The organism is Amycolatopsis sp. NPDC003861, from assembly GCF_053605405.1.
Genome location: NZ_JBSGJD010000048.1, coordinates 29,238 through 43,711 on the forward strand (window position 1 = coordinate 29,238; position 14,474 = coordinate 43,711).

Sequence of the window (14,474 nt, forward strand, 5' to 3'; positions counted from 1 at the left end):
CAAGTCATTAGTAGGTTCGAGGGACACCGGGGGCACCTGTGACCACCGCGGGCGACGACCGTGCGCAGCTCGAAGCACGCAATGCCGCGATGAAGGACCGGATGGACACCCTCCTGGAGAACTTCGAGCGGCAGACCGCGCAGCTGCGTGACGCCCAGGCCGCGGCCGCCGAAACCACCGCCCAGGTCAGTTCCCCCGACGGGCTGGTCCGCGCCACCATCGACGCCGGCGGCAGCCTCGCGAAACTCGAATTCGCCCCGACCACCTTCGAGCGCACGACACCCGCGCAGCTCGCGAACACCGTCCAGTCGCTGGTGCGGCAGGGATCGTTGCAGGTCAAGCAGAAGATCGCGGACCTGATGGCGCCGATCACCGAGGGGCTGCCCGACCTGTCCGACCTGGTCGAGGGGGCGCCTTCGCTGGCCGGGCTGGTGCCGCCGATCCCGGAGTTCCTCAACGAGGAACCGCCGCCTGCCCCGCGGCCCGAGTCGTTCGAAGAAGGCGGCTCGATCCTGCGCAACGAGCAGGCGCCGCCGATGCCGGCCCCGAAGCCCGCTCCGAAGCGCGTCCGCCCTCCGCGTGACGACGACGAGGAGCCACCGTCGTCCTGGATGACGAGGGGCGACTGATGCCGGACGGGGGTTCCGGGTTCACCGCGGAGCCGGACGCGGTCGTCCGCGCGTCGAACGGCCTGGTGACGGCGGCCGACGCGCTCGACAACGCGGCGAAGGCGCTTTCGTCGGCGCTCGCCGCGCAGGGTGAGTGCTGGGGTGGCGACGAGTCCGGCAAGGAGTTCGCCAAGGACTACGTGCCGGGCGCGCAGGGCGCCGTCGAAGGCTTCACCAACCTCGTCGCGGGGCTGCGGGGGATGCAGCAGAACGTCGCCAAGTCGATGAAGGCCCTTTCGGGGGCGGACGAAGACGTGACGTCCCAGCTCGGCAAGGGGCAATGACGCGTGGGTATGGAGATGCCCGACGCGGTCAAGTGGCTGCTGCCGATCGTCGTCGGGGAGAGCTGGCCCGAAGGCGACGAGACGAAGCTGCGCGCGCTGCGGGACGCGTGGCACACGGCGTCGTCGGCGATCGGTCCGGTGTCCGAGACGGGCAACCAGGCGGCGTCCGGCATCCGCGACAACTGGACGGGTGACGGCGCCGACGCGTTCGCGGAGCAGTGGAAGAAGTTCGTCGAGGGCGACGAGGCCTACTTCAAGCAGCTGGCGGACGCGGCGAAGGCCCTGGGCGATTCGTGTGACCAGACGGCGCTGGACGTCGAATACACGAAGTACATGATCATCATTTCCCTGATCGTCCTGGCGGCCCAGATCGCGGCGATGATCGCGGCGGCGGCGGTGACGTTCGGCGGCTCGACGGCGGGGATCGCGCCGGCCCAGATCGCGACCCGGATGACCGTGCAGATGCTGTTCCGGCAGCTGCTCGAGAAGCTGGCGCAGCAGGGGTTCAAGCAGGTCGCGAAGGAGCTGCTGGAGAAGCTGCTCAAGCAGGGTCTCAAGAAGATCGGGATGGAGATCCTCAAGAACGAGGCGATCAACCTCGGCATGGACGCGGGCATCCAGGGCCTCCAGATGGCGAAGGGTGACCGCAAGGACTGGGACTGGTCGAAGACCTCGGACGCGGCGATCTCGGGAGCGGTCGGCGGCGTCGTGGGGGCGGCGTCGGGATCGATCGGCCGCGGAGCGACGGAGGGGCTCTCGCACAGCGCGGGCGGCCAGGTCGCGGACGCGGCGATGCGGGCCGGAGCGCGGGGCGCGGTCGAGGGCGTGGCGCAGACCGTCGGCCAGGCGGCGGTGACGGGGGATCTGGGGTCGCTGACGCCGGAGCAGCTGCTGATGGGCGCTTCGAGCGGGGCGGTCGGGGGTGCCGTCGGGGGCGCGAAGGAGCAGCTGCACTCGGTTCACGAGGCGAACATTCCGCGGGCTGATGCGGATGGGGACTCGGGTGGGTCCGGTGGGTCGGAGTCTCGGTCGGAATCCGAGTCTCGATCGGGTTCGGAGCCTGAGTCTCGGTCCGCCTCGGAGTCTGAGGCTCGGGGCGAGTCTTCGTCGGAGCCTGAGTCGCATCGCGAGTCGTCTTCGGAGCCTGAGTCGCGTCGTGAGGGCGCCTCCGAGCCGGAGTCGCGAGGTGAGGAGCCGGCATCCGCGCCCGGGTCGCGGGGTGAAGAGCCTCATCAAGCTTCGTCCGCGCCGGAAACGCGCAGCGAGCAACCACGCCAGGAGGCGGCATCCGCGCCGGAGTCGCGAGGCGAAGAACCTCGCCACGAAACCTCCTCGGCATCCCCCGCGGAACGCGAGCAGCCACGCCACGAGACGGCCCCGGAACCACGCGTCGACGAACCTCGGCGCGAGGCACCGCCGGAGTCGCGGACCGCGGCCGAGCCGGAGGTCCGCCGGGAGCAGCAGCGTGCGGAGAGTCAGCCGGCTGCGTCGCAACCGGTCGCCGAGCACCGCACGCCGGAGGTGTCCCGGCCGAGCGTGGACCAGCAGCCGGAGCACCGCGAGACACCGGCGCAGAGCCACCCATCGCCGGCAGGCACGTCATCCCAGGGCGGCTACGGAATGGCCCAGCCGGGCTTCGCTCCAGAGCCGGGTCGCCAAAGCGGCGGACGCCCCCAGGAAAACGTCGGAGCGGCCGGCTTCACGGGCGGCCCGAGCCAGCCGTCCGCGGCGGATGGGGGGCCGTTCCAGAGCGGACCGTCACCGCAGCAGGCGCCCCCACCGGGCGGTTTCACGCCCCCACCGCCGGGTGGGTTGCCGAACGGCGGCGGAGCGGGCGCCCCTGGTCCGCGACCATCCGCGCCACCGACCGGCGAGCAGCCCCGACGGGTTCCGCCGCAGGACCCCCGCCGGATGCTGCAGGGCGGTCAGCCGCCGAGTGGGTATCGGCCAGGCGGCCAACCCCCGCAGGGCGGACGGCCGCAACACGGTGGCCAGCCGCCGCACGGTGGGCAGCCGACCCAACCGCCACACGGCACGCAACCGCTGCACGGTGGGCAGGCCGCTCAACCGCCACACGGCACGCAGCCGGGCGGTCAGCCGCTCCACGGTGCGCAGCGGGGTGGGCAACCGCCGTTCAACGGGCAGGCACCTCGACCTGGCGGCCAGCCGCACGGCGCGCCGACGGCTCACCCCGGTGGGCAGCCGCTTCAGCCCGGTGGGCAGCCGCTGCACGGTGGGCAGCCGCTTCAGCCCGGTGGGCAGCCGCTGCACGGTGGGCAGCCGCTTCAGCCCGGTGGGCAGCCGCTCCAGTCCGGTGGACAGCCACCGCACGGGGGACAGCCTGGTGGGCAGCAGCCGCACGGGACACAGACTGGCGGGCAATCGCCGCTCGGCGGGCCGGCGAGTCAGCCCGGTGCGCAGCCAATTCATGGGGCGCGGCCTGGCGGGCAGCCGCCGCTCGGGGGGCAGGCGGGTCAGCCCGGTGCGCAGCCAATTCATGGGGCGCGGCCTGGCGGGCAGCCGCCGCTTGGGGGGCAGGCGGGTCAGCCTGGTGGGCAGCCACCGCACGGGGCGCAGCCCGGTGGACAGCCGCCCCTCGGTGGGCAGGGGACTCAAGGCGGTGGGTCGCCGCTTCGTGGGGGGCAGGCGCCGCTTGGGGGGCAGGGCGGTTTGCCGCCGCATTCGGTTTCGCCTGGTTCTCCGGGTGGGCCGCCTCCGTTGCCTGCTGGGGGGCGTCCGCCTCATGGGGGTGGGCAGGGGCCGCAGGGTGGGTTGCCTCCCCGGGATCCGCGCAGGGTGCCGCCTCAGGGTGGGCAGCGGCCGGGTGGGTATCCGAATCAGCCTCGGGGTCCGCAGGGGCCCGGACCGCACCCGGGTGGGCGGCCGCCGATGCCGCCGCCGCCGGGACGGCCGCCGCATGATCCTCGGCTGGGGCCGGTTCGGCCTGCTGGGCCGCCTCAGGTTCCGCCGCCTCGGTTCGGGCCGCCGCCGGAGCACCTGACGCCGCGGGGGCCGTTCGAACCGCCACGGACGGGGGAGCAGCCGCGGCCGGCCGAGCACACGCCGCAGCCGACGGGCGAACAGTCGCCGTTGGGCGAGAGGCCGGTCGGTGCCGAACGGCCGGATTCGCGCACCCCTGCGCCCGCCGAGCAGACGCAGCCAGGCACGCCTGGCGACCAGCGAACGCCCGCGGACGGAAGCTCGCCCACGGCCGATCGCGAGCCTTCCCGCGAACGCCCGGCCGAGCAGCCCGCAGGCGAACGGCCCGCGGACGGAAGCTCACCCACGGCCGAGCAGCCGGCTCCGGCACGCCCGGCTGAGCACGGCACGACCGCCCAGGAACAGCCGAACGACACTGCCACCGGGCACGAACGCTCGCCACACCAGACCACCGACGAACCGCACGCGCCCGGGCAGGACCACGCAGGCGAGCCACAGGACGCAGCAGCTCACGAGCGGCCGGGCGAGCAAGCCACCGAACCTCCCCAGGACCACGCCGGCCAGGACCGGACCGGCCAGGACGCGGCCACAGCTCACGACTACGGGCAGCCCCGCCTGGACGAGCCCTACCTCACGGATCCTCGATTCCACACCGACGATCCCGCCGGGGTCAGGCGGATCGAGGACACCTTCATGGACTCCGGGCACCACAGCCGGGTCGATGGCGAGTGGCGGCACGAACAGGTCCGGCGGGAGGCGCTCGCCAAGCGGGACCTCGCCCATCCCGGCATGTCCGATGCCGGGGCCGTTGCCGTGCACGCCTACACCCGGTACGAGATGGTCGGCCCGCTCAACCACGCCCTCCGGATGGGTGGGCCCGAGCTTCCGCACCTCGCTCCTCAGGCCGCCGCGCTGGTCTCCGGGCTGAACGAGCTTCCGCCGCACGAAGGGGTCGTTTCGCGGCGGGTCGACTTCAAGGGTGATCTCTCGCGGCTGCAGGCCTTCCTCGCGCGGTTCCACGACGGTGCGCACATCACCGAACCGTCGTTCCTCAGTTCCTCGAAGGTCGACGCGCAGCACCCGCGCAGCAAGTTCCCCGGCGAAGTCGAGATGCGGATCCAGTCCAAGACCGGGCGGGACGTCGAGGACCTGGCCAGCCTCAAGGACGAGCACGAAGTCCTCTTCAAGGCCGGGACGCAGTTCAAGATCACCGGCATCGAAGAAGGTCCCGGGCACCCCAACGCCAACCCGCGTCAGCCCGGCGAGCCGCACTACATCGTGCACGCCGAAGAGGTCGCGCCCGGGGAGCCGGGGCACCTCGGTGAGGCCGATGCCCGCGAGGCGATCGAGCAGCGCCGGGCCGAGGAACGCGCCGACGAAGCGCGCCGGCAGCGTGAAGCCGACGCAGAGCTCGATCAGTTCTACGCCGAGCACCCCGAACACAAACCGAGCGGTGATCTGGCCGGCAAGCTCAACGCCTTCGATCCCCCGGGTGCCGAACCGCTGCCCGAACGGCGGCCGCCGGCCACCGGGGAGCCGGACGGGGGGTGGGCGCAGCTTGCCGAGCCGCTCACTCCGGGTGGTCAGCCCGTGCTGCACGCCGGGTCCGTCGAGACGCCGCAGCAGCACGCTCGCCTCGTGCGGGACGCCGTTCCCGAGCTCGGTGCGGTCAACACCCGCAACCACTACAGCCCGGACGGCCTCGAGAACGGCTACCGGACCAACGCCGCCGAATCGATGGCCGCCTTCGATCGGCGGATGAACGGCGAGGACGTCGTGGCCGGGCCGGCTCGGCAGCAGAGCGTGGGCGAACAGCTCGGCGGGCCGTGGGACAGCCGCGGGAGCTTCGACGACGTCGCCCGTGACCTCGGCGAACGTCCCGTCGGGGCACGGACCGCCGTGGCCTTCGAGCTGCCGGACGGGGAGTCGCGGCTCATCGCCGGCGTGCACACCGAACACGGGGTGCTCTTCGCCGATCCCGTCACCGGGCGGCTCGCCGAACTGCCGCACGACGCCACCGGGATCCACACCTTGCCGCTCGGCGGCGGGGACGCGCCGCCGCACCACGTCGTCGAAAGCGCGCCGATCAGCGACCGGCTCAACCCGCCGTCCGAACGCGTCGTGCACGACGAGGGCTACCTCTTCGACCGCGAGCACCGCGGCACCCCGGCCGACCACGAGAGCATCCGCCGGGCGGTCGGCGACGAGGACATCTACCAGCAGGTCCACGACCGCGCGCTGGCCCGCCGGGACGCCGCCGGGCTGCCGGTCACCGACGACGGCGCCGTCGCGCTGCACGGCTACACCCGCGGCGAGTACGCCTACGACGTCAACGAGGCCCTGCGCCGCGGGCCCGGCCACCCCGGCTTCGACCTCGCGCAGCAGAACACCCGCGCGATCGTGGACGGCCTCAACCAGATCACGCCCGAGTCCGGCGAGACCATCCGCGCCTACGACGTCGGTGGCGACCCGCACCTGGCCGACCTGGTCGCCAAGCCGTACGAGCCGGGCTCGGTGATCGTCGAGCCCGCGTTCTCCAGCGCCTCGATCAAGACCGGCGAGTTCTCGACGTCGAAGTTCGGCGACGACATCGAGCTGCACGTCCGGTCGGACAACCTGCGCGACATCTCGAAGCTCGCCGAGAACCCGGGCGAGCGCGAATCGCTGTCGCCGCCCGGGACGCAGCTCCTGGTGCACGAGAAGCGGCTGGAGATCGGGCCGGACGGCCGCCGCAAGTGGGTCATCGTGGCCGAGGAGATCGGGCCCGGCCACCCGCGCTACCTCGAGCCCGAGGCCGCGCGCGAGAAGATGGCCGAGCGCCGCGCCGAGAACGACCACAACGCGGCCGAGTTCGAGCGCCGCAAGCAGGCCGCGATCATGGAACGGCTCGGCGGCCTCGGCGAGCCGGAGCACGTCACGCCGCAGCCGGAGCACCAGTCGGTCCACGACGTCCAGGACGCTTCCGCGGCACCGCCGCCGCCCCCGGTGTCGGTGCACGACTACTCGCGGCTGGCCCGGGCCACCAACCCGCCCGCCGAACCCGCCATCCACGCCGGCGGGACGACGCCGTCCGAGCGCGCGGCCTACGTCCACGACCGCCACCCGCACCTGCGCGACGTCAACCCGGGCTTCCACCAGCCGGGTGCCTTCGAGAACGGCTACCTGACGAACTGCACGCGCGGTCCCGAGGCATACATGGACCGGCAGCGCGGCGGCGACATGACGGCCGAGCCGATCCTGCCGCACGAGATGGGCAGCCGCGGCACGCTCGAGCACCTCGAGGGCCGGTTCGGGGAGACCTTCTCCGAGCGCGGCAGCTACGACGACGTCATCCGCGAGATGCGGGGGAAGCCGCTGGACCACCACGCCGTGGTCGCGGTGAAGTACCCGGGCCCGAACGGCGTCGAGTACGGGCACGTGGCGATGGTCGTGCACACCCGCGAAGGGGTCGCGTTCATCGACCCGCAGTCCGGCGACCTGATGCACCTGCCGCAGCCGGCGACCAGCGTCAAGCTGATGCACATCGGCACGCCGGACGAGGTGCCCGCCCGAAGCGAGCACGTCCAGACCGAGCACGGCCCGCACGAGGCGCACGGCGGCTACGGGGCCGCCGAGCCGGTGGGCGCGGACCGCTTCCTCGGCCGCGAAGACCTCCAGGCCGCGCTGGCGCACCCGGACCTGGCGAACGCGCACGTCGAAGCCAAGGACGAGCTCGGCCGCGCCCACGACCTCGGCCCGCTCAAGGACTACCTCGAAGCGCAGCTGCCGAACCGGCCCGAGCTGGTCCGGCTGCTGAGCGACGAGGCCAACGCCTACGTCGCCGACTCGCTGGCCAAGCGCCCGCTCGCGCTGGGCAACCTGCTCGCGCACGACGAGGCCGTGCGGATCTTCGAGGACTCCCTGCGGGACGTCCACGAACAGCGGGAGCACGGCACGCTGCCGGAGGAGATCCCGGCGGAACCCCAGCACCTCGAGCTGGGCGAGACCGAGCGGCGGGTGTCCGGGGAGGCGACCGCGGACAACGCCCGGTACGAGGACGCCGACCGCCGTCAGCCGCCCTACCCGCGGGAACACCTCGGCAACGCGACGGAGTTCAAGAAGTACCTGGACGGTGTCTACGAACGCGCGGAGGTCGCGATGGCGAAGCTGCGCGAGGTCGTGCCGGAGATCGCGGCCGAGACCGAAGGCGAGCCGGACCTGCGCAAGACGCTCAAGGGCCGGGGCCGCGCCGAGGACAAGATCGAGTCCAACTACGGCGGCGACCCGTCGCGGCTGACCGACATCGCCGGCGGCATCGTCCGCTTCGACCGGATCGAGATGCTCTACGCCGCCCTGGAGAAGATCCGGGCGCGCGACGACATCGAGATCGTCGAGTTCGAGGACCGGTTCGTGAAACCGCAGCCCGCCGGGTACAGCGACCTGCAGATGAAGGTCCGGATCGACGGGCACGTCGCCGAGTTCCGGTTGCACCTCAAGGCGGTCGACGCCGTCTCCGCCTACGACCACGCGCTCTACGAGGTCCGCCGGGACATCAAGGCCCGGGCCGTCGACGAAGGCCCCGGGCCCGACCCCGAGACCGGGAAGAAGCGGCCGCGGCCGTACACCGCGGAAGAACAGGCCCTGATCAACGCCCTGCTGAAGCGGGAGCGGGAGAAGTTCTGGGAAGCGCTGAACAAGAGGCCCGAGCAATGACGATCGAGACGCCGGCGTACTTCCGGCACCACGACAGCCCGTACCGGCTCGACAAGACGGCCGGCGGCGGGCTGGCCGGCTTCATCCTGAGCCTGCGGACCGGGCGGTTCGTCGAGGACAACGACAAGATCGACGACGTCCTCTTCGCGCAGGCCGGGGACATCGGGGCGCTGAGCGAGCAGCAGTTCGTCATCCGCACCGAAGACCTGCGGCGGGAGTACCTCCGCGGCGGGGGACCGATCTTCGCCCTCTACGACACGATCAGCGCCATGCACTCGGTGGCCCGGGAGGAGGGGCGACCGCTCGGCCGGGAGGAGGCCGCGCTCAAGGTTTCGCTGTACGGCCGCACTTTCCGGATGTGGGAGGACGAGTTCGCGCGGCTCGACGCCGGCGAGCCGCCGACCTTCGGCTACACCTCGACGTTGGCGCAATGATTCACGTGGAACATCGACTTTCGCCCGACGAGCAGCGCACTCTCCTGGTGCGCCTGGGAAAGCTCGTGCGCGAGCACCGCGTCAACGCCGAGGTGCCCGCCGTCGCCGACTTCCGGCAGGTCGGGACGCACACGGAGACCGCGGGCCACAACACGGCGGTGCCAGACGAACTGACCGGCATCTTCACCGAGCTGCGCGCCGGGATGTACGCCGACGGCCGCGGCACCTGGCTGCAGGCGCGGTTCGCCCTGAACCCCGACGGCAGCTTCGACTTCGACTTCGCGCTCGACGACGATCCGGTGTGGACCGACGCGCCCGAGCCGGCCGCCTGGCCGGAGGAGCTCGCCGCGTTCCCCCGGGCCGACGAGCACATCCCGGACTGGTGGCGGCTGCGCGCGCAGCTGCCGCTGGGCGTGGTGTTCCGGCACGCCGACGCCGGCGGCCCGGACGTCGAGCGGCCGCCGCTGACCGACACCGAGGTCCCCCTCGTGCTCCAGTACCTCGAGCGCGAGGCCGTCGTGCACGAGACCGAGGACGAGCGCTTCCACACCGACGGCACCTGGATCTGGTCCGACGCCGTCCCGCTGCTGCTCGCGAAGCACGGCGTGCCGCCAGAGCCCGACCTCGTCGCGCACATCCGCCGGCACCACTTCCAGCCGCCGTACGTCGAGCCGCTGGTCCGGCGGACCGCCGAGGCGGACCTGCTGGGCAAGCCGCGGCCGAAGCCGGGCCGCGCCGACGTGAAGAAGACGGCCGGGGACGTCGTCGCCGAACTGGAGACGACGCCGGACCCGCAGCTCGACGACGAAGAGCTGCTGACCGTGCTGGTACAGCGGCTCGGCGAGCACGGGGTGTGGCCGGAGGCGTACCGGGTCGGCGAGCGTGCCGACGGCGCCTGGTGCCTCAACTACACACCCGACGGCTGGGAAGTCGCCGCGTACGCCGGCGGGAAGCCTCGCGAACCGAAGTACTTCGCCCGGCTCGAGTACGCCGCGCAGCAGCTGCTGGGCGCGTTGCTGCTGCACCCCGCCCGGATGACCGCCGGGCACGAAACGCCGCGGGAAACCGCGAAGGAGCTCGACGACTGGCCGGTGCACCCGGCGCCGGGTGAGCCTCCCCTCACCCTGCTCCGCAACAAGCGCATCACCAGGCTGGTGGCGGGTACGGTCGTTCTGCGGTTCGGCGAGGAACCGGGCAATCTCGTTCACCACGGCGAGGTACGGTTCGCCACGACGTCGCTGCCGCTCGAACGCGAGCGGGTGCGGCGGAGCTACCGGCTCAGACGCCCCCTGCACGTGATCACCGGCATCACGGTCCCGTGGGCGAACCTGCCGGGTGGCGCGGTGGCCTTCGTGCTGCCGAAGACGATCGCCGAGCACGAGTCCGACGGAAGCCTGGAGAGGATCGAGTAGGTGGAAGCGGCGGAAGCGATTGCCAAGGTCGGCCAGTGGCTGCGCGCGGTGCACGGCCCGGACGTCTCCGGCCCCGCCGGGCTGCGGGTGGACACCGAGAAGGTGCTGCGCATCCCCGAGGGCTGGTCGGTGCCCTACAACACCATCGCGTTCCTCGACGAGGGCCGGCCGGAGAAGGAGATCTTCCCGCCGCCGTCGGTCGTCGTCCGCGAGCCGGACGGCGAGCTGCGCCAGGCGCACCCGCACCCCGGCGGGCTGTCCGTGCCGGTGGCGTTCCCCGGCCAGGAGAACTGGCGCGAGGTCGTCGACCCCGAGTACGTCAAGGCCGGGCTCGGCGAGCTGGGCGTGCCGCTGCAGGCCGTCGCGGGCTGGGTGAAGGTCGACGCCGACGGCAACCAGACCGGCGAGGAGCGGGAGAACCCCGAGTACAAGGCCGGGCCGATCCGCCGCGGCTACCCGAAGCCGGAGAACACCCTCGAGACGCTGCTGTCGTTCGGCAGCGTCGGCTGGCTGACCCGGGAACTGCTGCTCATCGGGCTGATCCGGTGCGAGGTGTACGTCCCCCTCGACCTGGAAACCGGCAAGACCGACCGGTTCTACTTCGCCGAAGAGCGCAACGAGCTCAAGGTGTTCAGCTCGACCCGGCACCTGCCCTCGCGCGAACACGGCTGGTGGAAGGTCGACGTCGCCACGCTCGCCGAGTTCGAGCACCCGCCGAACCTGGTCATCAACGGCGGCCCGACGACCATCGAGGACGTCTCCAGCGGCGAGCTCGCGGAGATCGTCCAGCGGTTCCCGCGCCACGAGCCGCGCATCGACGTGCACGGCCGCTGCCCGGAGGCCGAGGAGGACCTCATCCGGGTCGCCACCGAAACCGCGTCCCGGATGGGCCTGCCGGATCCGGTGAAACCGCCGCTCCTGGCGGCCGAGAAGGCCCGTCGGCGCGGCTTCGAGCTGACCGCCGAGGAGTGCGCGAAGACCGTGCTCGGCGAATCCTGGCTGAAGCGGCTGAACATGCCGGAGCCGCCGCGCAGCAAGCCCAACGACCTGCGCGCAAACGGCCTGGCCCCGACGTACGACAACGCCGGCCGCACGGTCCCGCGGCTCGACACGTTCGGCAAGTACTTCGAGCGCGATCTCGACGGCTTCCGCTACGGCTGGCAACGCGTCACAGGCGCGTACGTCGGCTTCGCGCTCGGCGAGGCCCTCGGTGCGGCCGTCGACCGGATGATGCTGCACGACATCCACGCGAAGTTCGGCATCGAGGGCGTCACCGACCTGATCCCGGCGTACGACCAGCCCGGCCGGATCGGCTCGCTGACGCAGCGGCTGCTCTTCTACACCGAGGCCGTCATCCGCAGCCCGCACCGCGAGCAGCCGGAATCCCGCGAAGCCGAGCAGCTCTTCCCGGACGTCGTCCGCGGGGCGCTGCAGCGCTGGCTGCGTACCCAGGGTGCGCCGATGGACGCCATCGACGGCTGGCTCGTGCAGGTCCCGGACCTGCACGCCCGGCGGGACATCGACGACGCCGAGCTCAACGCCTACCACCAGCTCGCGACCGGGACGGCCGGCGCGCCGCCGATGAGCGGCCCGGCCGCGCTGATCCCCGCGTTGCCCGCCGCGCTGACCATGGCCGGCCCCGGCAGCGGGTTCAGCGGCGGAGCGCGGCAGGCGGTGCGCGAGCTGGCCGGCGTCACCCACCCCGACGAGCAGGACCTGACCGCCGCGACCTACCTGACCTGGCTGTTCGAGCACGCGCTGACCAAGGAGGCGTTCAGCTTCCCGATCTGGAACACCAGCCGCGAGGTGCTCAACCCGGACAGCCAGTTCCAGCAGGGCCCGGAGTGGACGGCGATCAAGGACCTGGTCGCCGAGTCGGTGCCGTTCTTCGGCGAGCACGGGCTGCCCGACCTGCGGATGCCCGAGCTGATCGGCGACGGCAAGACGACGCTGTCGGTGCTGGGACGCGCCTTCGCCGCGTTGTCGGGCTTCGAGAACTACCCGGAGCAGGCGCTGCTTCGCGCGGTCAACCACTCCGGCCGCAGCGCGCTCACCGGCGCGATCGCCGGGGCGCTGCTCGGCGCGCGCACCGGGATCCCCGGGCTGCCGCAGAAGTGGGTCGACCAGCTGGAGCTGCGGTACCTGGTCGAGAACGTCGCTTCGGACGCCTACTGGCACTTCGACCGGCACTCGGCGCTCAGCGCGCTCGGCGACGTCTGGATCGAGCGGTACCCGCGGCATTAGCGCGAGGATGGGGAGAATGGACGAAGAGGAAGCCGTCGCCCGCGCGCGGGAGTGGCTGCGCACGCAGCCCGGCGGCGACCGGCTGCGGATCCGGCCGGAGTTCACCGCGCGCCGCCCGGACGGCTGGCGCTTCGCGGTCAACACGGCCGGCTACCTGGACGGCACGGACATCGGCGCGGGCCTGTTCCCCGGCCCGGTGGTCGTGGTGCCGGACGAGGGCGAGATCGGGTACGACCGGGCGGCGATGGCGAGCACGCCCGCCGAGGCCGAGTGGCGGCCGGACGTCGACCCCGAGTTCGACGAGAAGGCGTTCCCCGAGCTGGACCTCCCGGTGCGGGCCGTCCGCGGCTGGAACAGGGCGAACGGTGAGTACCGGAGCAACGAGCAGTACACCGCCGGCCCGGTTTGGCGCGGGTACCCGGAACCCACGACCGACGCCGAGAAGCTGCTGAACTACCTGGCCGCCAACTGGATCACCCGCGCCGAGTTCGTCCGCGCTCTGCTGGAGTGCGAGGTGCTCGTGCCGTTGCTCGACAACGGCGAGCCGCTGGTGCGGCCGGTCCCGGGCAGGAACGAGCGCGAAGTCATCGCCTACAGCTCGTCGGCGAAGGTGCCCGGGCGGTATCCGCGCCGCTGGCGGGTCCTGGTCCGGGAGCTGCCGGCGGCGTCGGGGCTGACGCTCGACCCCGGCACCGGCCTGGTCCGCAGCCTCACCGCCGCCGAACTCGGCACGACCGGCGAGCGCCGGCCCATCGTGGCCGAGCCCGCGCCGGAGGCCAGGCCCGAGGTCGCCGCGGCGCTGCCCGCGCTGGTCGCGGAGTTCGGCGTCGAGCCGCCCGACCTGCCGGCCCGGCACCTGCGGTACGCCCTGGACCACGCCCGCGACCAGCACTTCGAGCTGACGCCGGAGGAGTGCGTCCGGTATCTGCGCGGGTTCGCCTGGCAGTACCGCAACGGCGTCCGCCGCCGGGCCGGCCAGGAGCCGGAATGGCCCGCCGACCTGGCCGCGAACGGCTTGATCGCGCACGTGGACGAAGACGCCCGGCCGCGGCCGGTGCCGTGGACGTTCGGCAAGTTCTCCGCCTTCGGGACGCCGCCCGACCGCTTCGCGTGGCACCGGATCGTCGGCGCGTACGTCGGCTTCGCGATCGGTGACGCCCTCGGCGGCGGCGCCGACCCGGCGCGCCCCCTGCCGCTGGGTGGCCTGACGCGGCACCTGCTGTTCCACACCGACATCGTGCTGCGCGGCCTGCCGCCGGTGCCGACCGGCGAAGTCCCGGCGACCCTGCCCGAACCGGACCCGGTGGGCTGGCTCGCCGTCGCGACCCGGCACGCCGGTCCCGCGCCCGCCGAGTTCTCCGCGCTGCTGGCCACGGCGTTGGCCGCAACCCCGGCCGGGGCGGTGGCGTTGGCCGACGTCGACGGCGAGCGGTACGCGAAGGACGTCGCCCGCGAACTGACCGGCAGCGCGGCCGGCGCCGAGGTGACCGAGGGCGTCGAGCTGCTGATTTCCCTGTTCCAGAGCCTGCTGACGCGGGAGCCGTTCGCACTGCCGGTGCACGTCCGCCTGCACGAGGTAGGGGGCGACCTGGCGGCCTCGACGCTGGCGCTGCGCGCGGACCGCGACGCCGACGACGTGACGCAGCTGGAGTCCATCGGCGACGGCCGGAGCGTCCGGTCGGTGCTCGGCCGCGCGCTGTTCGCCGCGGCCAAGCGCGGGTACGACCCGGAGGCCGCGATCCGGCTCGCCGCGCGGTCCGGGCCGGTGGCGGGCGCGATCGCCGGTGCGCTGGTCGGCGC

9 protein-coding genes and 1 pseudogene are annotated in these 14,474 nt (G+C 72.8%); 8 read left to right on the plus strand and 2 right to left on the minus strand.

The genetic code is table 11. The annotated features are described in order from the left end of the window. The first annotated feature begins 38 nt into the window (after window positions 1-38). From ACWEVN_RS15135 to ACWEVN_RS15145, 3 genes and pseudogenes are all read left to right on the plus strand, one after another. The gene (locus ACWEVN_RS15135) at window positions 39-629 is read left to right on the plus strand and encodes a YbaB/EbfC family nucleoid-associated protein (protein ID WP_452051616.1); all 591 of its coding nucleotides are present in this window, start codon (window positions 39-41) and stop codon (window positions 627-629) included. After that, window positions 629-952, plus strand: coding sequence for a WXG100 family type VII secretion target (locus ACWEVN_RS15140; protein ID WP_449682999.1), 324 nt, complete (start codon window positions 629-631; stop codon window positions 950-952). Before ACWEVN_RS15135 ends, ACWEVN_RS15140 begins: the two co-directional genes overlap by 1 nt. 15 nt (window positions 953-967) lie before the next feature. Next, a pseudogene (locus tag ACWEVN_RS15145) lies at window positions 968-1,345 on the plus strand (WXG100 family type VII secretion target); the annotation flags it as partial. A gap of 1,365 nt (window positions 1,346-2,710) precedes the next feature. Here the strand turns inward: ACWEVN_RS15145 and ACWEVN_RS15150 are convergent. Next, a complete protein-coding gene (locus ACWEVN_RS15150) occupies window positions 2,711-3,313 on the minus strand; it encodes a hypothetical protein (RefSeq protein WP_452051621.1) in 603 nt (200 codons plus the stop codon). Window positions 3,314-4,231: 918 nt separating this feature from the next. Continuing rightward, entirely contained in the window at window positions 4,232-4,543 is a 312-nt protein-coding gene (locus tag ACWEVN_RS15155) for a hypothetical protein (protein ID WP_452051622.1), read from the minus strand. A 42-nt stretch (window positions 4,544-4,585) separates the two neighbouring features. Between ACWEVN_RS15155 and ACWEVN_RS15160 the strand changes: the two genes are divergently transcribed. The 5 genes from ACWEVN_RS15160 to ACWEVN_RS15180 all read left to right on the plus strand — a co-directional run. Beyond that, entirely contained in the window at window positions 4,586-8,584 is a 3,999-nt protein-coding gene (locus tag ACWEVN_RS15160) for a toxin glutamine deamidase domain-containing protein (protein ID WP_452051620.1), read from the plus strand. Then, window positions 8,581-9,018 carry a hypothetical protein gene (locus ACWEVN_RS15165; RefSeq protein ID WP_452051617.1) on the plus strand — a complete coding sequence of 146 codons (438 nt, stop codon included), beginning with the start codon at window positions 8,581-8,583 and terminating at the stop codon, window positions 9,016-9,018. Before ACWEVN_RS15160 ends, ACWEVN_RS15165 begins: the two co-directional genes overlap by 4 nt. Next, entirely contained in the window at window positions 9,015-10,430 is a 1,416-nt protein-coding gene (locus tag ACWEVN_RS15170; RefSeq protein WP_452051618.1) for a TNT domain-containing protein, read from the plus strand. Before ACWEVN_RS15165 ends, ACWEVN_RS15170 begins: the two co-directional genes overlap by 4 nt. Beyond that, on the plus strand, window positions 10,431-12,674 hold the full coding sequence (locus tag ACWEVN_RS15175; RefSeq protein ID WP_449683002.1) for an ADP-ribosylglycohydrolase family protein: 2,244 nt from the start codon (window positions 10,431-10,433) through the stop codon (window positions 12,672-12,674). A gap of 16 nt (window positions 12,675-12,690) precedes the next feature. Further along, a partial coding sequence (locus ACWEVN_RS15180; protein WP_452051619.1) for a YrhB domain-containing protein occupies window positions 12,691-14,474 on the plus strand: 1,784 nt, incomplete at its 3' end.